Source organism: Actinomyces israelii (assembly GCF_030253495.1).
GTDB lineage: Bacteria > Actinomycetota > Actinomycetes > Actinomycetales > Actinomycetaceae > Actinomyces > Actinomyces israelii.
Map to the genome: position 1 here is coordinate 894439 of NZ_CP124548.1, position 22573 is coordinate 917011.

The 22573-nt window shown below is 70.1% G+C and carries 18 protein-coding genes; 14 read left to right on the forward strand and 4 right to left on the reverse strand.

Going from position 1 to position 22573, the window contains the following annotated elements; all coding sequences use genetic code 11:
* Window positions 1–97 precede the first annotated feature (97 nt).
* The gene (locus AIF0345_RS03610; RefSeq protein WP_285297215.1) at window positions 98–769 is read right to left on the reverse strand and encodes a response regulator; all 672 of its coding nucleotides are present in this window, start codon (window positions 767–769) and stop codon (window positions 98–100) included.
* Between the two features lie 1365 nt (window positions 770–2134).
* On the opposite strand from AIF0345_RS03610, the gene AIF0345_RS03615 reads away from it, so the two are divergent.
* The 3 genes from AIF0345_RS03615 (at window position 2135) to AIF0345_RS03625 (ending at window position 6910) form a co-directional block, all read left to right on the forward strand.
* Complete coding sequence (locus tag AIF0345_RS03615) at window positions 2135–3262, forward strand: o-succinylbenzoate synthase (protein WP_285297217.1); 1128 nt, start codon at window positions 2135–2137, stop codon at window positions 3260–3262.
* Window positions 3259–5190 (forward strand): 2-succinyl-5-enolpyruvyl-6-hydroxy-3-cyclohexene-1-carboxylic-acid synthase, encoded by a 1932-nt coding sequence (menD, locus tag AIF0345_RS03620; protein WP_285297218.1) that lies wholly within the window; start codon window positions 3259–3261, stop codon window positions 5188–5190. Before AIF0345_RS03615 ends, menD begins: the two co-directional genes overlap by 4 nt.
* A 106-nt stretch (window positions 5191–5296) precedes the next feature.
* Window positions 5297–6910, forward strand: a complete 1614-nt coding sequence (locus AIF0345_RS03625) for a S1C family serine protease (RefSeq protein ID WP_285297220.1) — start codon at window positions 5297–5299, stop codon at window positions 6908–6910.
* 72 nt (window positions 6911–6982) lie between these two features.
* Here AIF0345_RS03625 and AIF0345_RS03630 read toward each other — a convergent pair whose 3' ends face one another.
* On the reverse strand, window positions 6983–7726 hold the full coding sequence (locus tag AIF0345_RS03630; RefSeq protein WP_052375092.1) for an NUDIX hydrolase: 744 nt from the start codon (window positions 7724–7726) through the stop codon (window positions 6983–6985).
* Window positions 7727–7812: 86 nt separating this feature from the next.
* On the opposite strand from AIF0345_RS03630, the gene AIF0345_RS03635 reads away from it, so the two are divergent.
* Window positions 7813–8832 carry an SPFH domain-containing protein gene (locus AIF0345_RS03635; RefSeq protein WP_285297223.1) on the forward strand — a complete coding sequence of 340 codons (1020 nt, stop codon included), beginning with the start codon at window positions 7813–7815 and terminating at the stop codon, window positions 8830–8832.
* The gene (locus AIF0345_RS03640) at window positions 8829–9836 is read left to right on the forward strand and encodes a diacylglycerol kinase catalytic domain-containing protein (protein ID WP_404975973.1); all 1008 of its coding nucleotides are present in this window, start codon (window positions 8829–8831) and stop codon (window positions 9834–9836) included. The genes AIF0345_RS03635 and AIF0345_RS03640 overlap by 4 nt, the downstream gene beginning before the upstream one ends.
* A gap of 41 nt (window positions 9837–9877) precedes the next feature.
* On the opposite strand, the gene AIF0345_RS03645 is transcribed toward AIF0345_RS03640, so the two are convergent.
* Complete coding sequence (locus tag AIF0345_RS03645) at window positions 9878–11281, reverse strand: isochorismate synthase (RefSeq protein WP_285297225.1); 1404 nt, start codon at window positions 11279–11281, stop codon at window positions 9878–9880.
* Window position 11282: 1 nt separating this feature from the next.
* On the reverse strand, window positions 11283–11975 hold the full coding sequence (locus AIF0345_RS03650) for a demethylmenaquinone methyltransferase (RefSeq protein WP_285297227.1): 693 nt from the start codon (window positions 11973–11975) through the stop codon (window positions 11283–11285).
* Between the two features lie 626 nt (window positions 11976–12601).
* Between AIF0345_RS03650 and AIF0345_RS03655 the strand changes: the two genes are divergently transcribed.
* The 9 genes from AIF0345_RS03655 to AIF0345_RS03695 are packed head-to-tail and all read left to right on the forward strand — an operon-like array spanning window position 12602 to window position 22400.
* Entirely contained in the window at window positions 12602–13513 is a 912-nt protein-coding gene (locus AIF0345_RS03655) for an ABC transporter ATP-binding protein (RefSeq protein WP_285297229.1), read from the forward strand.
* Window positions 13510–14388: an ABC transporter permease gene (locus tag AIF0345_RS03660; RefSeq protein ID WP_285297231.1), complete on the forward strand. Its 879-nt coding sequence runs from the start codon at window positions 13510–13512 to the stop codon at window positions 14386–14388. Before AIF0345_RS03655 ends, AIF0345_RS03660 begins: the two co-directional genes overlap by 4 nt.
* Window positions 14385–15308 (forward strand): ACP S-malonyltransferase, encoded by a 924-nt coding sequence (locus tag AIF0345_RS03665; protein WP_285297233.1) that lies wholly within the window; start codon window positions 14385–14387, stop codon window positions 15306–15308. The genes AIF0345_RS03660 and AIF0345_RS03665 overlap by 4 nt, the downstream gene beginning before the upstream one ends.
* Complete coding sequence (locus AIF0345_RS03670) at window positions 15305–16045, forward strand: SDR family oxidoreductase (protein ID WP_285297235.1); 741 nt, start codon at window positions 15305–15307, stop codon at window positions 16043–16045. The genes AIF0345_RS03665 and AIF0345_RS03670 overlap by 4 nt, the downstream gene beginning before the upstream one ends.
* Window positions 16046–16074: 29 nt before the next feature.
* Entirely contained in the window at window positions 16075–16347 is a 273-nt protein-coding gene (locus AIF0345_RS03675) for a phosphopantetheine-binding protein (protein WP_285297237.1), read from the forward strand.
* Window positions 16344–16802: a 3-hydroxyacyl-ACP dehydratase FabZ gene (gene fabZ, locus AIF0345_RS03680; RefSeq protein ID WP_268917567.1), complete on the forward strand. Its 459-nt coding sequence runs from the start codon at window positions 16344–16346 to the stop codon at window positions 16800–16802. The genes AIF0345_RS03675 and fabZ overlap by 4 nt, the downstream gene beginning before the upstream one ends.
* A gap of 7 nt (window positions 16803–16809) precedes the next feature.
* Complete coding sequence (locus AIF0345_RS03685; protein ID WP_285297239.1) at window positions 16810–18963, forward strand: GNAT family N-acetyltransferase; 2154 nt, start codon at window positions 16810–16812, stop codon at window positions 18961–18963.
* Window positions 18964–19023: 60 nt separating this feature from the next.
* On the forward strand, window positions 19024–20025 hold the full coding sequence (locus AIF0345_RS03690) for a hypothetical protein (protein WP_268917569.1): 1002 nt from the start codon (window positions 19024–19026) through the stop codon (window positions 20023–20025).
* A complete protein-coding gene (locus AIF0345_RS03695) occupies window positions 20022–22400 on the forward strand; it encodes a beta-ketoacyl-[acyl-carrier-protein] synthase family protein (RefSeq protein ID WP_285297241.1) in 2379 nt (792 codons plus the stop codon). The genes AIF0345_RS03690 and AIF0345_RS03695 overlap by 4 nt, the downstream gene beginning before the upstream one ends.
* Window positions 22401–22573: the final 173 nt, after the last annotated feature.

A 22573-nucleotide genomic window follows, 5' to 3' on the forward strand; every position in this document is an offset into this window, starting at 1 on the left:
CAGCCATTGCAACACAGTCACGACACGCGGCCCGGCAGCGCGCTCCCTGGTCCTTGCGAGTGGAGAACGAATGTCCGTGCATGCATTCGCACGCATGTCAGTTTCCGAGGGCTGCGGCTATGAGCTCTGTTCGCGAGGCGTAGCCCAGGCGGTGCAGGGCGTCTGACACATAGATTCGAGCAGTGTTCTCGGAAATACTGAGCCGCTTGGCGATGCGACGATTGGTGAGTCCCTCCAGCAGGCAGGCATGCACGTCCTTGAGTCTGGGTGGTAGCTCTTCGACCGCGCGACGCGTCTGTTCCGCGGCGTGCCGCCGGCGCTGCTCCGACTGGTAGGCGCTTGCAAGGAGCTCGGTGGGGCGTACGGACATGACGTGCTTTCCCCTTGCCGCGCGTACCATTGCCGTGGCAACGTCCTCAGCGCTCTCGTCCTTCGTGATGAAGCCGTTCACGCCCTCTGCGAGGGCCTCGGCGAGCATGTCATCGCGGCTGAATGCTGTGAACACGACAAGAGGGAGCTCCGGATACTGCTTGTGGATGGCGCGAGCAGTCTGGATGCCGTCGAGGTCGGGCATACTGATGTCGAGAAGGACGACGTCGATACGGTGGCTTCTTGACGACAGCGTCTTTAGCGCCTGGCCGCCTCCCGCTGCTGCGGCACATACGGAGACGCTTGGCTGCGCATCAAGCTGCTCGGCGAAAACGGTGAGGATGAACGGATCGTCGTCAACCATCATGACTCGTACGGGGGCGACGGTGCCATCAGTCATGCATACTCTCCCGGGTTCTCAGGGGCTTGCGTCTTCGTCATCCAGTAGGGGCGCGCTCCGGGCATTCCCATCCAGGGCGGCGCACGTGTTTATTGTCAGGAGAAGAGCGCATCGGGCCGGCGATGAGTCGCTGGTGGCGCGGCGGAGTCACGGTGCGCGAAGGTGGATTCGCGGATGTCATGTCCGGTCGCCGCCCCTTTCCTGCTCCTGGATGGAGTCAGTGTACGTGTGCACCCCTCTTCAATGAAGCAGTGAAGCGTCCCCGTATCGGGATGTGAACCGTAGGCGTCCCGTCGCGGCATCGCTCTCGGCGGAAGCGTCTCGCCACGCGCCGGTCAGCGGACCTGATGCAAGGGCGTTCGCTGCCGTGGCCCTCAGCTGGAGGGTGCGAGCGTTCGTGTGGCAAGCCCATTTTTTAAGATCGTCATTGTTGCCCGCTCTCGTGGCGCTGCCGATCTTCGCGGGTGAGCCTCATGCGGGCGGCGTTCGAACCCTGACGAGGATCAGCTGCGCACGACGGAGGCTGCTGCGTAGAGCTGAATCGCATCAATGATCTGACGTTCATGATTAATGGAGGGCCCCGATGAAGAGGCTCATGATGGCGGCTGCTTCTGTTCTGGTGTCTGCGCCTGCTTTCTACGGCTTCACTGCGCCAGCGCGCGCTCGGGATCTGGGAAGTGATTCACTTTCGTCGGCTCGGGAGAGCGGGCGGAGCGTGCGGGAGGATTCCGATCTTGCCGAGAAGGTGTCGGCGGCGCGGGATTCGGTCCCTCCGGGGGAGAGTGTTTTTGTCGGCACGGTCAATGGGTATGCCTTGTATTTGAAGGAAGATGTTGAGGGATGCTCTACGTGCTGTCTGGTGAGGCTGGTTCCTGGTCGGCTGTGCAGGGCCTCGTGTCGCTCTATGTTTGTTGAGAGGTGGAGGCGCTGTCGTTCAATAGGTGTTTGATGTACTTGTCGGATTTGCCGAGGGAGGCTGCGACGGAATGGCCGCATCGAAGATCTTGTTGCTGCTTGCCGTAGGGCTGCTGATAGGTGGGGCTGCTGCGTCTTGTGGGGCTCTTAAAGAATCTCGGCGGGCTTCCTCGAGGGGGCGGGGTGCCGGAAGGTCGATGTGGGCGCTGGTGCTGGTTCTGTCGGGAGGGACGATAGTCATTGTTCTTAGTCGGCTTCTTGGGGGTGGGGGCTCTTTCTCTGCATGTGCGTGCGTGTGACGCTGGGGGTGTGGCGCAGCGGACTGCATGATAAAACTGTTTCACCGCAATGCTTTTTCAGATGAACCGATCTCGAGCCGGAGCTGAACCGATCTCGACGAGAGGACGGGCGGTGGTGGCCGGGGCGTGCCGCGACCGGGTATCCTGAGTTGTGCCCAACCCCGGCCCGAACGCGCCGTCCGCCTCGCCGCTCCACGCGCGCGGCGAGCTCGACCTGCGCGCCCTGAAAGCCCAGGACTCCTCCGGGCTCCTCGACGGCATCGACCGCGCTGTCGTGTGGGACATCAAGATGACGACCCGCTTCCGAGGCATTGCGCGCCGCGACGGCGTCCTGCTTCACGGCCGGGCCGGCTGGGGAGAGGTCGCCCCCTTCTGGAACTACGGCCTGGACGACTCCGCCCCTTGGCTCGCCTCCGGACTCGAGTGGGCCCTGGTGGGCGCGAAGGGCCTGCCCCAGACCAGGCACTCGGTCCCAGTCAACGTCACCATTCCCGAGGTGTCCCCGGCGGCGGCCCGCACCCTGGTGAAGCGGTCCCGCGCCGGCACCGCCAAGGTGAAGGTCGCGGGCGCTCGCGCGGCCTCCTCCGGCCCGGACGCCGACATCCAGCGCCTTGCGGCCGTCCGCGACGCCCTCGGCCCCCGGGGCCGGATCCGCGTCGACGCCAACGGGGCCTGGGACCCGGCGACCGCCGCCCGCCTTCTGCCGCTGCTGGACAAGGCCGCCGGGGGCCTGGAGTACGTCGAGCAGCCCTGCCCCGACCTGGCGGGCCTCGTCGCCCTGCGCCGCCTGGTCGACATCCCCATCGCCGCCGACGAGTCCATCCGCCTGTCGCCCGACCCCCTGGCCGTGGCCCGCAGCGGCGCCGTCGACGTCGCCGTCCTCAAGGTCGCCCCGCTGGGCGGCGTGCGCCGCGCCTTCGCCCTGGCCCAGCGCCTCGGGCTGCCCGCCGTCGTCTCCTCCGCGCTCGACACGTCGGTGGGGGTCAGCACCGGGGTCGCGCTCGCCGCCGCGCTGCCCGAGCTCGCCGGCGCCTGCGGGCTGGGCACCGTCCGGCTGCTGGACCGCGACGTCGCCGCCCCCTCCTTCGTGCCCACCTCCGGCGGCCTGCCCGTCAGGCCCGTCCACGTCTCGCGCAGGCTGCTGGCGAGCGTCAGCGCCGACGACGATCTGACCTCCCGCTGGCAGGTGCGGCTCGGCCACGTCCTGGTCGCCCTGCGCTCCCGCCGCGAGCGCGAGCGGCGCGACCCCTCCTGCGCGATCGCGGGGCTGCCCCTGTGAGCGGGCCGGCCCGGGAGCCGGCGGGCGCCGCGCCCGCCCCCACGGCGCCTCCCGCCGCCACGACCGCGCGGGCGGTCCTGTCGGCGCTGGTCGGCGCCGGCGTGCGCCGCATCGTCCTCGCCCCCGGCTCCCGCAGCGCCCCCTTCGTGCCCGTCCTCGCCGACGCCGAGGCCGCCGGCCTCATCTCCGTGCGCGTCGTCCTGGACGAGCGCAGCGCCGGATTCATCGCCCTGGGAATGGCCCGGGCCGGGCTGCGCCGGCAGCGCACCGCCCCCGCCGCCGTCATCACGACCTCCGGCACGGCCGTGGCCAACCTCCACCCCGCCGTCGTCGAGGCCGACGCGGCCGGCGTCCCCCTCCTCCTGGTCACCGCCGACCGCCCCCACGAGCTCGTCGGCACCGGCGCCAACCAGACCACCGGGCAGACGGGCCTGTTCACCGCCGCCGCGCGCGCCGTCATCGACCTGCCCGCCGACCTGCCGCGCGACCTTGGGGCGGAGGCCGCGACCCTGGCCATCGGCGGCCGCGTCCGGCGCGCCGTCGAGGCCGCCTGCGGCAGGCTCAGCCGGGATCCCGGGCCCGCCCAGGTCAACGTCCGCTTCCGCCCGCCGCTGGCCTGGGCGCGCACGCGGGCCGCCGAGGCCCGTCCCCCCGCCCGGCCCGCCGCGGAGCCCGCCGTGACCCGGGGCGGCACCATGTGCGGCTCCGCCCGGCCCGCCGCGGAGCCCGAGCCGCCCGCTCCCGCGCCCCCGGCCGGAGGGCCCGCCCAGGCGCCGCGGTGCTCCCGGGGCGGCGGCCGCGGCCTGGTCGTCGTCGGCGACACGACGGACGACCTCGGTCGCCTGGGGCGTGCGCTCGCCGAGCACCTGGGCTGGCCGCTGCTGGCCGAGCCCACCTCCGGGGCGCGCGGCGGCCCCCAGGCCCTCATCCGCTACGCCGAGCTGCTGAGCACGCCGGCCGGCGCCGAGCTGAGCAGCCGCGCCCGGCGCGTCCTCGTCCTGGGGCACCCCACCCTCACCCGCGCCGTGGCCGCGCTGCTGGCCCGCGGCGACCTGCCCATCGACGTGGTGACCACCACGGCCCGCTGGACCGATGTCGCCGGCACGGCCGTGTCCGTCCACCTCGTCGGGCCCGGGGAGCGGGACGCGCCCGGGATCGCGGCGGCCCTCGGCCTGGAGCCGGCGCCGGCGTCGTGGACCGCCGCCTGGCGCCGGGCCGTCGACCGGCTCCCGGGCCTGCCCGAGGAGGGCGAGGCCCTGACCCCGGACGGCGCCGTCCTGGCGGTCTACGCCTCCTGCGATCCGGCGCGGGCCGGGAGCGCCCCCGACCTGGTGCTCGGCTCGTCCATGACGATCCGCCGCCTCGACCGGCTCGCCCCGCCCGCACGCGGGCCCGCCCCCGCGCCGATCGCCAACCGGGGCCTGGCCGGCATCGACGGGACCCTGGCCACGGCCCTGGGGGCGGCCCTGGCGCAGGGGCGGGGAGCGGGCGTGCGGGCCGTCGTCGGCGACCTCGCCTTCCTCCACGACGCCATGAGCCTGGGGCGGGGGCGGCACGAGGCGGAGCCCGACCTGCAGGTCGTCGTCATCGACGACGCCGGTGGGGCGATCTTCTCGACCCTGGAGTACCCCGCCGTCACCGAGCCCCAGGTCTTCGACAGGTACTTCACCACCCCCCAGAGCGCCGACGTCGCGGGGCTCGCCCGGGCCCTGGGCGCGCGGGTCCACCGGCCGCGCACCATGAGTGAATTGCGCCATGTGCTGGCCGGGCCGGTGCGGGGGCTCAGCGTCGTGCACGTACGGGCGCGCGGGCGCGACTGCGCGGCCCAAACCGTTGACACGCCTCCCGTTGCCGGGGGCGCGGCGCGGCCGCGGGGGCGGACGGAGAGTGCAACCGGTGGTGCAGACGCCGGGCCTGGCGCACTATAGACTCGCATTTCACAGGAAAGTCCCAGACGAGGGTCGGTTGTGGCCCAGACCGGCCGTGTTGGGTGAGACCCGTTTGAAGAAGGGGCCGCGGCCCAGGGAGGACCTTATGAGCACATACGACGAGCAATCCGGCGCCACGCCCTCGCGGACGGGCGGCGGCCCGCAGGCTCAGCCCGGAGCGGATGGGGCGCAGACCGCGCGCTTCTCCGCGCCAGGTGCCGCGAGCTCCGGAGGGGCGGAGCAGCGGGGCGCGGGCGGTTCGTCCTCAGCCGACTGGGCAGGCCCGTCCGACTCGCGGTTCGCCCCGCCGTCTGCCGACTCGTCGTACCGCGCGGACGCGAGCGCGTCCCCCTACACCGCGGCCCCCCGGACCCCGGCGGGCTACAGCTTCGCGCGATCCTCCTCCGCGCCGGGCTCCACGCCGCGCGGGGACGCCCCGGGCGGGTACGGCGCCGGCGCCGAGGGCCGGCTCTCCTACGGGTCCGTGCCGTCCTCGCCGTCGTCGTCGACCCCGGTGGGCGAGGGCGGCGGGCGCCGCGGGCCGGGCTGGGGCGGCGTCGTCGCCACCTCCGTGGTGGTGGCGCTGCTCGCCTGCGGCGGCACGGCCGCGAGCCTCCACTACTTCGACAAGGGCGCCCCCGCCGCCTCCTCGACCTCGGCCCCGACGGCGATCGCCACGGGCTCCACCACGCAGACCGTCTCCTCCACGGGCACCGCCCCCGACTGGGAGGCGGTCACGGCCGCGGTCTCCAACGCCGTGGTGTCCATCACCGTGCAGCAGGGGCAGAACACGGCGGCCGGCTCGGGAGTCATCTACGACTCCTCCGGCCACATCGTGACCAACAACCACGTCGTCGCCGGGGCCAGCCGGATTCAGGTCACCCTGGCCGACGGCCGCATCTACGAGGCGAAGCTGACCGGCACCGATCCTGCCACCGACCTGGCGGTAGTCGCGCTGGAGAACGCGCCCTCGGACCTGACGGTGGCGCAGATCGGGGACTCCAGCAAGCTCGTCACGGGGCAGGACGTCATGGCCATCGGAAACCCGCTGGGCCTGTCCTCCACCGCCACCACCGGAATTATCTCGGCCCTCAACCGCCCTGTCATCACCACGCAGCAGGAGGGCGGCTCGTCCGACGACGACTCGTCCGGCAACCGGCGCGACCAGGGCGGGCGGCTGGGCCAGAACGGCAAGAGCGCCTCTCAGGTGGTGACCAACGCCGTCCAGATCGATGCTGCGGTCAACCCCGGGAACTCCGGCGGCCCGCTCTTCGACGAGACGGGCATGGTCATCGGCATCACCAGCTCGATCGCCTCGACGGGCACGTCCTCCTCCGACCAGCCCGCCGGCTCGATCGGCATCGGCTTCGCGATCCCGTCGAACCTGGTTCAGAAGGTGGCCGACCAGCTCATCTCGACCGGTACGGCGACCCACGCCTACCTGGGCGTGACCATCGGCAACGGCGGCGGCACCGCCAACGGGGTGACCCGTGCCGGGGCCGAGGTCGGCACGGTCGAGCCCGGCTCGCCCGCGGAGACGGCGGGGCTGAAGGAGGGCGACGTCATCACCGCCATCGACGGCAAGGCGACGCCCGAGGGGACCGCGCTCACCGGCTTCGTGCGGCAGTACTCCGCCGGCGACCAGGTGACCCTGACGGTGATCCGTGACGGCCAGGAGATCGAGACGACGGCGACGCTCTCCGAGCGCAAGGACTCCTGAGGGGCCTCCCCGGCCCCCCGCTCTTCCGCCCTTTCGACGCCATGCGCGGCCAGGCGCCGGGCACGCGGCCGCTCACGGCGCGGCCGGGCGGGTGAGCGGCGGGGAGAGCACCGTCGCCGTGGGGTCCACGCCGGGCGCGGCCCGGTACAGGGCCGCGGGCCGGCCCGCCCCCGCCTGCGACATCCTCCCAGTCGGCTCGAGGAACCCCTCGGTGCGGGTGGCCTTGCGGTGGAAGTTGCGCGGGTCGAGCCGCACCCCCCAGATCGCCTCGTAGACCGCGCGCAGCTGGGAGATCGTGAACTCCGGCGGGCAGAAGGCCGTGGCCAGGGGCGTGTACTCGATCTTGGAGCGGGCCCGCTCCACGCCGTCGGCGAGGATCCGTCCGTGGTCGAAGGCCAGGCGCGCGGCGACCCCGCCGACCTCGCACCAGCGCACGCCGCCGGCGTCCCCGCCCGCACGGGGCGCGGCGAAGCGGGGCGCCATGAGCAGGTGGGCGACCGACAGCACCGGCCCGCGCGGGTCGCGCCCCTGGGGGCCGTAGGTGGCGATCTGCTCCAGATGGCCCGGCGGGTCGATCCCCGTCTCCTCGACCAGCTCGCGCCGGGCGGCGTCCATCGTCTGCTCGCCGGCCAGCAGGAAGCCGCCCGGCAGGGCCGCCTCGCCCTCGAAGGGCGGCAGGGCCCGGTCCACCAGGAGGACGTTGAGCCGGGCGGCGATGATTGTCAGGGCGACGACGTCGACGGCGACCGGCACCAGCAGCGCGGTGGGCGGCAGGGCCGGGGCGGGGGACTCTGCGGAGTGTGATGGGGGGCGCATGCCCGAAGCCTATCGTGTCAGGTTGACGAAAAGGGGTCGCCCCAGTTATCGTCAGGACGACGAAAACATGTGAGCAAGGAGCCGACATGGGCATCATCCGCACCATCCCGTTCATCCGCCACTATCAGGGCTCGCCGACCGAGCACGTCGTCCGACTGCGGCGCGGGCGCGTCGTGCGCAGCGGCGTCGGCCAGGCCTTCTGGTTCCTCCCCGCGACCACGGCGCTGTCCGAGCTGCGGGTGGTCGACCGCGAGCGCGCCGTCCTGTTCCACGTGACGACCGCCGACCAGCAGGACGTCACCGTCCAGGCGGCCCTCACCTACCGTGTCGGCGACCCCGAGCTGGCGGCCTCCCGCTTCGACTTCGACATCTACCCCCGCTCCGTGGCCGGGCCGCCCCGCGGCGAAGAGGAGATCGGCGAGCTGGTCGCCGGCATCGCCCGGGCCCTGGCCGTCGACGTCGTCGGCGGGCTCACGATGGCCGACGCGCTGCAGGGCGGCCTGGAGCGCGTCGGGGAGGCGCTGGCCTCGGGCCTGCCCGGCCAGGAGCGCCTGACCGGGTCGGGCGTCGAGGTCTGCGACGTGCGGGTCCTGTCGCTGCGGCCGGAGAGCGACATCGAGAAGGCCCTGCAGACCCCGCTGCGCGAGCAGCTCCAGGCCGAGGCTGACCGGGCGCTGTACGAGCGTCGCGCCCTGGCCGTCGAGCGCGAGCAGCAGATCTCCGTCAACGAGCTCGCCAGCAGGCTCGACCTCGCCCGCCGCCGCGAGGAGCTCGTCGCCCAGGAGGGCGCCAATGCCAGGCGCGAGGCCGAGGAGAAGGCCGCCGCCGCCCTGGTGGACACCAGCGCCGCCGCCGAGCGCCGTCGTATCCGCTCCGAGGCCGAGGCGGCCGAGACCGAGCGTGTCGGCCGGGCCGCCAACGAGGTCGAGGCGGCCCGCCTGAGCGCGCTGGCCGGGATAGGCGCCGAGGTCCTGCGCGCCATGGCGCTCCAGGAGGCCGCCAAGCACCTGCCGCAGGTCGGCCAGATCAACCTCACCCCCGACATCCTCCAGGGCCTGCTCGCCGGCCTGCTGCCGGGGGCCGGGGCGGGGGAGGGGCGTGCATGACGGCGACGGCACCCGCAGCGCCGGCAGTACCGGCAGTACCGGCCGCCCTGCGGCGCCGGGCGGTCCTGGTCCACCGCCGCACCGAGCTCGACGAGCTGGTCGACCGGCACTCCACGCGCGGGCAGGCCGAGTTCTTCCTGCGCACGCGCGGGCGCTCCCTGGCCGAGGTGCAGCGCTCCCACGACCAGGTGCAGGAGGTCCTGGCCGCCGTCGCGGCCCTGCTGCCCGAGGAGTGGGCGCGCACGAGCGTCGAGCGCCGCGACCTGCCGTCCTTCCTCTTCGCGCCCGAGGACGTCGTCATCGTCGTCGGCCCCGACGGGCTGGTCGCCAACGCCGCCAAGTACCTGCACGGCCAGGTCGTCATCGGCATCGACCCGCGCCCCGGGGGCGGCCGCGGTCCCCTGGTGCCCTGCGACGTGAAGGCGGGCGGAGAGCTGATCGGCCTCATCGCCCGCGGCCGGACCCCGGCCGTCTCCCGGCGGACCATGGTGCGCGCCCGGCTCGACGACGGCCAGGAGCTCACCGCCCTCAACGAGATCTACCTCGGGCACGCCTCCCACCAGTCGGCCCGCTACCGCCTGGAGTGGCGGGACCGCCAGGAGACCCAGTCCTCCTCCGGCCTGATCGTCTCGACCGGGACCGGCGCCACCGGCTGGGTCGCCTCCCTGGCCCACGACCGGGGCGGGCGGGACCTTCCCGACCCCGCCGCGCGCACCCTGGCCTGGTTCGTCCGCGAGGCCTGGCCCTCGCCGGTCACGGGCGCCTCCATGACCGAGGGGCTGCTGGACGAGGGCGAGGAGCTGGGGCTCGTGGTGTCCTGCGAGCGGCTCGTCGTCTTCGGCGACGGGATCGAGGCCGACCGCTGCGAGGCAACCTGGGGCCAGCGGGTGCGGGTCTCGGTGGCCGAGCGCACCCTGGCCCTGGCCGAGCCGCTGCGGGCGCAGGGGCGGGGGGCGACCGGCGCCCGGGCCGCGGGCCAGCGCGACGAGCCGCCGCGGGCCTGAGGGCGGCGGCGCGTCACCGGCCCGGCCCGCGCCGGGCGCGCTCAGGCGGGCGCCTCCAGCGCTCCCAGCGCTCCCAGCATGGGGCGCATCTTGGCCTCGGTCTCCGCCAGCTCGTCGGCGGGCACGGAGTCCGGCATGATGCCGCCCCCGCCGAACACCCGCGCCGGCGCGCCCGGCCCGGGGCCGCCGTCGGGAAGAGCGGCGCTGCGCAGCGCGATGCACCACTCGCCCTCCCCGTGCCAGTCGACCCATCCGACCGGCCCGGCGTAGCGGCCGCGGTCCATGCCCTCGACCTCCTCGATGATCCGGGCCGCCGCCGGCGTCGGGGTGCCGCACACGGCGGCCGTGGGGTGCAGCGCCCCCACCAGTGACAGCGCGCCGGTGTCCCCGGCGACGACCCCGGTGATGTCGCTGGCCAGGTGCAGCACGTTGGGCAGGGTCACCACGAAGCGCTCCGGCGCCTCGACCACCGAGCACAGGGGCTCCAGCGCCGCCAGCGCAGAGGCCCGAGCCAGCTCGTGCTCGCGGTTGTTCTTGCCCGAGGCCTCCAGCCACTCAGTCAGCTCTGCCAGCTCGGCCAGCTCTTTCAACTCAGCCGGCTCAGCCGGCTCTGCCGCCCCGCGGGCGCGGCCGGCGCGGCGGCGGGCCGTCCCCGCCAGCACGCGGCAGGCCAGGCGCCGTCCCTCCAGGCGCACCAGCAGCTCGGGGGTCGCGCCGACCATCCCGTCGACGGCGAAGGTCCAGCACGAGGGGTAGCCGTGGGCGAGCCGCGCCAGGATCCGCGGGGCGGGCATCGGGGTCGACGGCGTGACCATGACGTCGCGGGCGAGCACGACCTTGCGGGCCTCGCCCGCCGCCATGCGCCGCTGCGTGGCCGCGACCGCGGCCAGGTAGGCGTCGTCGGCGAGGGCCCCGCGGGAGACCTCGGCGCGCGGCCGGGCCGGTCCCGGCGCGGGTTGCGGCCGGTCCCGGCGCGGGTTGCGGCCGGTCCCGGCGCGGGCTGGGGCCGGGGGCGACTGGGACGGCCGGTCTGCCAGGGACGCGGTGGTGACCCAGGCGCCGGAGGCGTCGGCGCCCACGATCACCTCGGGCACCACCAGCACCGAGCGCTCCCGGGAGGAGGCCGAGAAGGCGATGGCCCCCAGGGCCACCGGCCCGGTCCCCGGCCGCACCAGCGGGTCCGTCCACCAGGAGGCGTGGACGACGGCGCGCCAGGCGGCCCGCAGCTCCTCGATCCGCCCGGCGCCCTCCGCCTCCAGCGTCAGGACCCGGCCCCAGCCGACCAGGCCGCGGCCGTGACGGACCCACGCCACCACGTCCCGGCGGCCGTGCAGCAGGGCGAGCAGGTCGGCCGCCTGCTGCGCGGGCAGCGCCCGGGTGGACACGGAGAGCCGGGGTGGGGAGTCGATGAGGTCGCGGGCCCTCGCCCGCCGCGCGGCGACCATTTCAGGGCTTGGTGGCGCGGTGGACGGCGACGATGCCGCCCGACAGGTTCTTGTAGCCCACGCCCCGCCAGCCGGCCTGGTGCATGAGCGCGGCCAGCCCCTCCTGGTCGGGCCAGGCCAGGATCGACTCGGCCAGGTAGTCGTAGGCCTCGGTGTCGGACGACACGAGCCGCGCGGCCGCCGGCAGCGCCGTGCCCAGGTAGAAGCGGTAGACGCTGCGGAGGGCGCGGCGGGCGGGCGTGGAGAACTCGGCGACGACGAGGCGCCCGCCCGGGCGCGTCACGCGCGCCATCTCCCGCAGGGCGCCGACGGTGTCCTGCACGTTGCGCAGCCCGTAGGAGATGGTGACCGCGTCGAAGCTGCCGTCGGCGAAGGGCAGGGCGGTGGCGTCCCCGGCGACGAAGGCGATGCCCGGGTGGCGGCGCCGGCCCTCGGCGATCATGCCGGTGGAGAAGTCGCAGGCGACGACGTCGGCGCCGGCGGCGGCGTACTCGGCGGCGGAGGTCCCGGTGCCGGCCGCCAGGTCGAGCACCCGGGTGCCGGGCCGGGCGGCGACGGCGGAGCGGGTGACGGCGCGCCACACGCGCACCTGCCACAGGCTCATGACGTCGTTCGTCAGGTCGTAGCGGCGCGCGACGGCGTCGAACATGCCCGCGACCTCGCGGGGCTCCTTGGCTAGGGTGGCTCGGCTCATGCGGCCCATGATCTCAGGCGGGGGTGCCGCGTGTACCACCCGGCGGACCGGAGCGGCCCGAGGCGTCCGTCTCGGAGAACGACGTCGGAGCGGACGTTGGCCCGTCTTGGGAACCACCATCACAACCGACAACCTGCCCTCCTCCAAAAAGCTGAGTTCTTATAGCCGCTAACTCAAACAATTTTCATAGCAGGACCTAGCAAGCACGTATCCACGATGCGTCGACAAAAGTTAGTAGCGAATGCGCTGACTTGCCGAGCCTCCGGTCCGCTTCCCGGCGACGAGCCTTCCCGCACGGGATTCAGGTGGGTCTCGCATCCCTTGACGAGGGCTGTCGGCCGGAGTATGCTCTGCCGCAAGTGATGATGTTGCTGAAGGAATGTCATGTCCCTGCTCTCTGCTCATACGGTCAGCGTCCAGTCCGTGTGCGGGCGACTTCAGTTTTGTTTGACTCGCGACGTGGACGGGAGGCGACCTCCGCCGCGATGCGTCTCGCTGAGCCCTGGAGGATTGTTGTCGGCCCTGTCCGGACTTGTGGGCGGCTGCCGATTTTTTGCAGGTCCGCACGGATCCTGTGGTGCTGGGCGCGGCCATCCGGTTTGTGTGAGGAACCCTGGAGTTGAAGAATGATCAGTGTTGAAGGACTTACAAAGAAGTACGGGCGGAACGTCGCCGTCGATGATCTGAGCTTTTCGGTCGAGAATGGCATCCTGTTCGCTTTCCTCGGCACCAACGGAGCGGGAAAGTCCACCACGATCTCCTGCATGACGACCCTGTTGGCGTTCAATTCAGGAAGAATTACAATCAACGACAAGGAGGTGGGGCGCCGGGACGGCGAGATCCGCTCCGATATAGGCATCGTGTTCCAGCAGTCGTTGCTCGACCCGCGCCTGACGGTGAGGGAGAACCTGGAGTCCCGGGCGCTGTTCTACGGCGTGAGCCGCCGTCGCGTGAACGAGCTGATCGACCTCATTGACATGCAAGGGTTCCAGGGCAGGCGCTACGGCGTGCTCTCGGGCGGCGAGAAAAGACGCGCGGACATTGCGCGGGCACTGCTCAACAAGCCCTCGATGCTCTTCCTCGACGAGCCGACGACGGGGCTGGACCCTCAGAGTCGCGAGCAGGTCTGGTCGGTCATCTCCCAGCTGCGCACGGACCTGGGGCTCACGGTCCTTCTGACAACGCACTACATGGCCGAGACGGAGAACGCGGACCGTGTTCTCGTTATCGACCACGGACGCTCTATCGCCGAGGGGACGCCGTTCGAGCTGCGGGCGCAGTACAGCACCCCCCACCTGTCGGTCAGTCTGGAGGACGAGGACAGCCCGGGCGCGGCCGATCGGGTGCGCGCCCTCGTGCCGGGCGTCCAGGCCGAGTCGGAGGAGGTCGGGGGCGCTGTGCACCTCACGGTACCCGATTCGGCGGCGGCCCTGAGGGCCCTGGACGCGCTGCGCCCCCACCTGGTCGACTTCGAGTTTCGGCAGGGCTCGATGGACGATGTATTTCTGGCGCTCACGACGCAGGAGAGGAAGTCATGAGGACGACTCTGGGACTGGTGCGACGCAATATTCGAGTTTATTACCGTGATCGAGGGCAGGTTGTCCTCTCGCTCATCGCGCCGCTGATCCTTCTGCTGCTCTACGTGCTGTTTCTCGGGAACCTTCAGGTGGATACGCTCGAGGACTCGCTTCCTGAGGCCAGTGCGGAGCAAGTTGATGCATTCGTCTACACCTGGGTATTCTCCGGGATGGTGATGATCACGACGGTGACCACGGGGCTGTCGGCATTGAACACATTCGTGGAGGACAGGGTCTTCGGACGGTTCAAGGACTTCCGGGTGTCTCCGATCAACTCGGTGCAGCTCATCACCGGTTACCTTGTCGCCTCCTGTCTCATCGCCTTCGTGATGAGCATGGTCGTCTTCGCTGCCGGCCTGGTGGTGGTATCGATGGCTTACGACAGCTTTCCCGGCTGGAGAAATGTTTTCCTGAGCGTCGGTTACGCCGCGCTGATGTGCCTTGGGTTCTCGTCCTTGTCGGCTCTTATGGTGACCTTCGTGCGCACTTCCGGGGCATTCACCTCGCTGAGTGTGATCGTGGGGACGATCATCGGCTTCCTGGCCGGGGCCTATATCCCGGAGGGAACGATGACGAAAGGCGTCGTGCACGCGCTCAACGTCTTGCCGTTCTCGCAGTCGGCGATGCTGCTCCGTGAGCCATTGGCCGGTGGCGCGCTAACCGATCTCACGGAGGGGCTGCCGGGCGCGCATGAGACGATCGCCGAGTACTTCGGTTTCAAGCTGATGATCGGCAGCATGAGCGTCACGAATGGGATTGCCGTTCTTGTTCTTGTCGCTATGACGATCGTGTGCGGAGGCCTGGGGGCATTTCGGATGCGCAGGAGCATCAATTGATCCAGGAAAGAACGACGGCGCTGCGCTCCTCGAGCATATTGGCGCTTTTCCCCGGTCAGGGAACCCAGGCCGTCGGCATGGGACGCAGGGCGGCCGAGGCTTCAGCCGCGGCGGCGCAGGTGTTCGACTTGGCCTCCGACATTCTGAGGATCGATGCGCGTGAGCTGTGCTGGCGCACACCCGATGCTGAGCTGAAGCGGACCAAGAACGCTCAGCCGGCTATCACGATCGCGGCGCTGGCCAGCTGGGCCGTGGCATCGGAGGAGCTGATGGGTTCCTCTGCGGTGGTGGCAGCGGGGCACAGCGTTGGGGCCATCTCCGCCGCCGCGGCCGCCGGCTACCTCAGTATGCCCACCGCGGTCAGGCTCGCGGCTTCGCGAGGCGAGTTGATGGGCTCGGTGGCGGGCCACGGCTCGATGCTCGCGGTGGCGATCAACGGCCTTCCCACTGCCGACGAGCAGGAGGAACGGGCACATGAGCTTGCTGCGCGTTTCCACGTGGACGTAGGTGCTGTCAACGGCCCCAGACAGGTCGTGCTCTCCGGTCCGCGCGATCTCATCGAGCGGGCCTGTGCGCAGCTGGAGGGTAGGGCGAAGATGCTCGCGGTCAGCCACGCGTTCCACTCCAGGATGATGGCGCCGGTGGAGTCGCAGTGGTGCGCCATGGTTGACGCCGTCGAGATGGAGCCTGCGCCGACCTGGTCCTACCAAGGGTCCATCCTCGCCATGAGGGCGCGGACTGCCGAAGACGTGCGCCAAGATCTGCGGGCGAGTTTGACCATGCCCGTGCTCTGGTCGAGAGTCATGGAGTCGACGATGACGCTCTCCGAGGTCCGGGTCTTCGGCCCTGGTGGGGTACTGGCGCGCCTGGCCCGCCCTTATCGGGGCGGGCGGACGGTGACGCAGGTGGACGTGTCATGAGGAACAGGTTCCTGGCACTGGTGACCGGAGCATCACGCGGAATCGGTCGTGCCGCCGCGATCGCTCTGGCGGAGGCGGGGTATGACATCGCCGGGTGGTTCAAGTCGAATTCTGACGCTGCGGGGGAGACTGCGCGCGCCGTTGAGGCGACCGGCGCGCGCTTCTACGCCCAGGCGGTCGACGTCGCGGACGAGGCAGCGGTCAGGGCCGGCTTCAGGCAGATGCGCAAGACAGCCGATGCGCCGTTGCGCGCACTGGTCTGCGCAGCGGGGATCACCCGGGACGGGCTGGCGGGCATAATGACTGCCGAAGCCTTCGACTCGGTCGTCAGGGTCAACCTGCGCGGTTCTTTTCTCGTATGCCGGGAGGCCACCAAGGCGATGCGTCGCAGCGGTGGGGCGATTGTCCTCGTCTCCTCAGTAGCCGGCCTGTCCGGTCAGCCCGGACAGGCGAACTACTCCGCCAGCAAGGGCGGTATTAACGCGATGACCCAGTCGCTGGCGAAGGAGAGCGCACGGTTCGGGATCCGTGTCAACGCCGTGGCTCCCGGGTACACCCAGACCGATATGTACCGGGCCATGGATCCGTCCGCGCGCAGGAGGGCGATGGAGACGGTTCCGCTGGGGCGGCCCGGGACGAGTGCCGAGGTCGCCTCAGCCATAGCGTTCCTCATCGGGGAATCCAGCAGCTACATCACGGGCCAGATCCTGGCCGTTGACGGAGGGATAACGGCCTGATGCCGTTTAGCACAATGAAGGAAGCCGAAGTGTCAGAACTGCGAGCACATGCACAGGAGCGTTTCGACCTGGTGGGCCGGGTCACCGAGATGCTCATCGACGGACTTGACCTGCCGGACGATCCTGCGCGGGTCGACCCTGATCAGCCCCTCTTCGGACGCGGACTCGAGCTTGACTCACTGGACACACTTGAGATTGTCAGCCTCATTGACGAGGAGTACAGCGTCACGCTGGAGGACACCCCGGCGGCGTTCGGGTCCATCAATAGGATCGTTGACCAGCTGTGTGACAGGCGGTCATGACGATGGCGGGCGACACCTACTCGGCCGTGCAGATACTGCACCGGCTGCCCCACCGGCACCCGTTCGTCCTGCTCGACCGGGTGACGGTCGATGAGCCGGGGCGCTGCGGCGTCGGGTTCTCGCTCATCAGCATCTCCAACCCGGTCTTCGCGGGACACTTCCCAAGCCACCCGGTTTATCCGGGCGTGCTCCTGGTGGAGACCGCCGCGCAGACCGCGGGGGTTGTTGCGGCAGCGGGCAGGTCCTCAGCCGGTGGGATCCCGCTGCTGGCCGCCATCCGCAAATTCGCTTTCCGCAAGCCGGTCGTTCCCGGCGACCTGGTGGAGGCGCACTGCGTGCTGAAGACTGCTGCGGGGGCCCTGCGAGAGTTCAGCTGCAGGATCGAGGTCAACGGCGAGCTGCGGGCAGAGGGAGGCGTTGCCGTCTCAATCCGCGAGGGCGCGGCAGGGGCGTGAGGACGGCATGCATATCCGTGACTACATTCGTTCGGATGCGGAACGGGTGCGCGATCTTATTGTGCGCACAGGCTTTGGCGCGGACGCCTCGGATGCGCTTAAGACCCCGGCGACCATCCACGAAACCCTGATGGAGCGCTGTGCCAAGTGCGTCCTGGTGGCCGAGGAGGAAGACGGCCGTATTGTCGGCATGCTGGCAATGCTCCGTGACAGCGGGCGGAGGTCGTCGCCTCCCGACGAGCTCTACTCCGACCTGTACCTGATTGACCCTCACCACCGGAACGGACTGGTCGGCGGCAAGCTGTTCGATATCGCGTTCCGACGGGTTCTGGCGATGGGGGTGCGGGTGCTGCGGACGGAGGCCAGTCCCGTGAACCCGGCCTTCGCGCTCTACGCCCGCGCCGGATTCCGTTGCAAACCGGGATCCCTGCCCGATCAGCGGGGCTACGTCGATCTGGTCTCATGGCTCCCCGGTGTCGTGCTCGACATGATGTCCGTGGACGTGCGGTACCGGGACGCCCCGCCGGGCCTGCACGCACTGCGCGGCACTCGCGGCGCTGGAGCGTCATCCGGCGTGGAATGGGTCGACGGCCGGTGGAGCGCGCGATATGAGGTGCAGCTGGGGGACAGCCCCTCATACATCGTCGTGGACCTCGATACCGGTGAGGTCCTTGAGGCCGGGGCGACGCTGCCCGTGCGGCTGCCGAGACCCGGCAACGGGGCAGTGGTGCCGCCCCGGACCGCGGAGCTGTGGCGGGCGGAGTTCGAAGACGGCGCCTGGACCGTCACCGTTGACGACGAAGGGACTCTGCGGATCGAGGACGGGGGGTCGCCGGTACTCCTCGAACGATGGCCGGTGGTCCGTCATGTGGATCCTCCTGGCTGGCGCAACACGACGCCGGCCAGGCAGGCTGACGCCGTACCGTTGCAGCCCGGTTCCCCGCGTGTCATCGCGCACCAGCGCCTCGACGGCGTGCGTCTCGCCGGCACGGCAGACGGTATTGAGCGCACCTGCACGGTGCGCGGCAATGAGCTGGAGGTGCGCACGTCGTCCGATAGAGCAGTGATCTGCAGCCCGTGGACTCGACTGCGAGGGTCCGTATGGCACCTTCACTCAGGCGGCCGCTGGTACAGCGGCCCGACGCGTCAGGGAGTGTGGCCCCCCTCAGCGGCAGACTTCCAGCCAGCGGTTCGCAGGCCCTTTGACGACGCGCGGAACGAGCATATTGATGCCGTGGCCGTCAGTGCCGGTGGACGGACACTGGTCGCACGGTGGGACGGGGCCGACGCCAGGTTCGAGGCGCTTCATCTCCCGCAGCTGCTCGTTCCCGCAGGCCGGGAGGCGACATGGACGGTGAGTGCGTCCGAGCATGACCTGGCGACCGAGCCGTGTGCCGAGTCGGCCCCGGGCGTGAATGAGATCCGCCTGAAGGACAGTGTGCAGCCGCCCGACCAGGACGTTGTGCGGCCCGTCGACTGGTCGGCTCCGGATAATCAAGGCGCTCGCGTGTGCGAGACCGGGCCGCACCGCCTCACGATGGCTTCCGGCTCTGCGCTGGCTACGTGGCTCTGCGGTGGTCGTTCCATCCTCACATCGCCCTGGCCGCGCTCTCGTGCCCTCGGTCCGCTGGGCGACTGGCACGCGGGACTGTGGGTCGTCGAAGTTCCCGACCGGAACGACCCAGACCATGGCGTCGTCTGGGCGGGGCCGGATCGGTCACTGCCTTACCAGCAGGACGGACCCGGCTGGTCAGTCGGCCTCGGGCAGGAGGGGATGCTGCGCGTGCGGGCGACTGCCGACAGCGGCGGTGACGGGGACGTCGCCGTTTGCCTGACTCCGTCCGTGGCGAAAGGATCTCGGTTCATGGTCCTTGCGAACGGGAGGTTGTGGGAGCTGTCTGAAGCAGCCCGCAGCTGGGAGGGAGGCGTCAGCGCTGTGGCGCTCATGATCGCACCTGATCAGTATCTGGTGGTCGCTCCGTGGCCGCAAGGGAGGCCCTCCGATACCGAGGTGTTTATCCGATTCGGTCATGGACCGGTGCTCCTGACGTGCCTGGGGCGGGCCCGCCGGCCTTTCACCGTCGATCTGCAAGTTCACCCGGCTGCCTCGGTCCTGAGCGTGCTTGGATGCCGGCCCGGGTCGTGCGAGCGGATCAGGTGACCCCGTCACCGGCTGCGTCCCTTGTAATTGTGGGGTTCATTTATCAATAAGGAGAAAGAGATGCTTGATCTGAACGACAGCTATGCCGCGCTCAGAGGCAGTGTGGGAGTGTATCCGATGACGGGCTCGTTGCTTCGGCTCTCCGGCGCCCAGCGTCAAGGAATGCTGTCGTGGCTGTTGGCCCGCACCACCGAGTACTCGCACCCGGACACGAGTGAGTGGTCGCTGGTCCTCGACAAGACCGGCCGTCCGGCGGGAACCGCGCTGGTCCTGCTCGGAGAGGCGGAGGACCTGCTCCTGCTTGATGCCGCTGCGGGATGGCTGGACGCCGCGTGCGGGGCCGCTCCGGAGCAGGTGCATGAGCGGGTGGAAGTCACCCCGGCCGAGGGTTTCGCGATCGCGATAGAAGGCCCTCGGTCGTGGGAGGTCGTCGAGCCGCTCATCGACCAGCCGATCTCCGATCTGCTGCTGAACGAGGTGATCGGAACCACGGTCGGCGGCCGGCCCGTCAGGCTCGCAAGGACTGGTACGACGTCCGAGTTCGGTTACGTCGTTATTGGTTCGGGTTCCATCGAGGCCGCCATGGGCGTGCTTGCCGCCCGGGCCGCGGAACTCGGGGGAGGGGTGATCGACCAGCAGGCCTTGGTCCGCGTCCACGTGGAGACCAACCATCCCATCATCCCCGAGCAAACTCGCGGACTGAGCATCACTGAGTCCGGCGTCTCCTGGCTCATGTCGCTGACCAGAGATGATGCATTCTACGGCGATGCCGCCCTTGGTGTTCCGGCCGGCACCCGGCGACTGGTCGCCGCATACGCCCGCGGTCAGGATTTCCCCGCCAGCGGCACGAGCGTGTTCGATGAGGATAATGCGGTGGGGACCGTGCAGGTCGCAGCGCCTGCAGCGGGGTGCGGCGACGGCATCGGGCTCCTGCTGCTGGATAATCCGTATTGCGTGCCCGGCCTGAGCCTGATGACGGGCGACGGACAGGTCCTCGAGACTGTCTCAAGGCCTGCAGTGACCCCTTTGTCCTGGGTGCGAACGATCGGGGTGCGTCCATGAAGGTCGTCATTACCGGCATGTCCATGCTGACAGCCGCTGGACGAACTCTGGCGGAGGGGTGGTCCGGCATCGCTCAGGGCCAGTCTGGGCTGGGTGACTTCGACTCGATCCCGACGGTCGGTGTGTCGACGAGGTGGGGCGGCCAGGTCCGGTCGGTCGAGGAACCCGGCCTCGAAGATGATGACCGTGCGATTCAGCTCGCTGCGCTGGCGCTGGGTGACGCCCTGCGCGATGCCGGCCTCGAGAAGGCCAATCCTTATCCGCAGGACCGTCGGGGCCTGAGCGTCGGAACCTGCATCGGCGGTGCCCGAAGGGGTGAGGCATTCCAGAGGCAGTGGATCAGCGATGGCCTGGACGCAGCCGACAACAGGCTGCTGTGGCAGTATCCGCTGCATGCGCTCGGCGACGCGTTGGCCAGCGAGTTCGCCCTCCTGGGGGCCCGCACTGTCAACTCGAATGCGTGCGCGGCGGGCGCGGTCGCGATCGCCAACGGCATGGAGGTCCTGCGTTCCGGCCACGCCGACGTAATGGTGGTCGGCGGATCTGATCCGTTGGCCTATCTTCCCTTCGCCGGGTTCTCCAGTCTGTCCGCGCTCTCGGCGGAGCACTGCGCGCCCTATACCCGCAGTGACGGGCTGACTCTGGGCGAGGGAGCCGCGTTTCTGATCTTGGAGGAGGACAACGCGGCCCGTAACCGCGGGGCGCGGATCCTGGCCGAACTGCGCGGCTACGGACTCTCAGCCGACGCCTATCATCCCACCGCGCCTGACCCGCGAGGGCGCGGAGCGCGCAGCGCCATGGTGGCAGCCACCCGGATGGCCGGCATTGAGATGACTGAGATCGACTACATCAACGGACACGGAACGGGGACTCCCGCCAACGACACTGGCGAGCTGCGGCTGATCTCCTCTCTTGGCAGTCCGCACCCCCCGGTCAGCTCCACGAAGTCCATGATCGGGCACACCCTCGGGGCCGCTGGCGCCGTCGAGTCAGTGGTTTCGATCAAGGCACTGGTGGAGCAGGTACTCCCACCGACCCACGTGCCGGAGGACAGTCTCGCCCAGCAGCGCAAAACCGCGAGACTCGAGGGCGAAGGGATCGATATCGTGCCGGACCGGGCGCGGAAGGGGACGATCGGCGTCGTGGCCTCGAACTCGTTCGCCTTTGGCGGGAATAACGCCAGCCTGCTGTTCTCACCACCCGACTCGGACGACTCCGGGCCGGAGTATCTCGACTTCACTTTGGAAGTGACCGGTGTGGGTGCTATTGCCGGTCATGCGGTCGACACCTTGCAGGTCGCAGACAAGTTGTTCGACGGCACTCGGCTGTACGATGAGGTCGCCACTGTGCGCGAAGGCGCCTCGTACCCTGTGGGCATGGTTCCCGACAAGAGGCTGAAAGCGGGGATCAACCCGCGGTCGTTGCGCCGCCTGGATCGGCTCAGCCGCTTGGCGGCGCAGGCGGTCTCCGAGTTGCTTGTGCGGACGAGGCTCTCGTCTGAGGCGCTCGAATCCTCTGGACTGGTGTTCGCCACGGGCTACGGGCCGTTGACGGCGATTGAAGAGTTCCAGCGCGGTCTGCTCGTTTCCGGGGAGGGAGACTCCCGCATCTTTCCGAACACCGTGATGAACGCCGCCGCGGGACATGTTGCTCTTCTGAAGCAGATGCGCGGTCCTACGGCGACTTTCTGCGCAGGAGGCACCTCGGCGGTCTCGGCTCTGCACTTCGCCGGACAGCTCATGCGCTCGGGAGCGTGTGAAAGGGTCATCCTGGTCGCGGCCGACGAGGTCACAAGAGTACTGCTCAGCGGATTCCACGGCCAGCCCGGATTCCTGTCCACGGGAACTCTGAATCCGCGCGGTAACACAGGACGGCTGTTTTGTGAGGCCGCAGTGGGAGTGCTTCTCGAACGACCGGATTCTCATCCCGACCGGGCGACCTTGGCTGAGATTGTCGGATTCGGCATGGCCGGGGACGGGTCGGTGCCGGGCACTCTTCGCCGTGATTGTGATGGGATCCTGCGGGCGATGACCGGTGCCCTTGATGACGCAGGCATTGGACCCGGTTCCGTGGACGTGGTGGTGAGCGCCGCGTGCGGGCGCGATCTGCCCGACCGGCTGGAGCAGGATGCTCTGGAGAGGCTGGGGCTGGCCTCCGGGGCCAGCGTGAGCTTCCCCAAAGGCGTCCAGGGGGACACGCTGAGTGCGGCGCCAATGCTCGGCGTCCTGCAGGCTGTGTGGATGCGTCAGCGCGGACGCGTTCCGGCGCTGCTCAGTGGCGCGGCTGGTGGTCTGGACATATCGGGCTCGATTCTGACGCTTATCAACTCCTTCGAGATCGGAGGCAGTTATCAGTCGATCATGGTCCGCACGTGAGCCCTAGCTTATGGGCGGTCCCGGCGGTGCCTCATGGCGTCTGGGCTTGGCGTGTCCGTTCAGACCGCCCCGCCCCCGCGGGGTCGGGGCGGCGGGCAGTTCGGCACCTGGCCAGGCTGCGCCCTTGTTGCAAGAGTCCCCAACCGCAGCCCTTGGATGACGGCCGTAGCCGC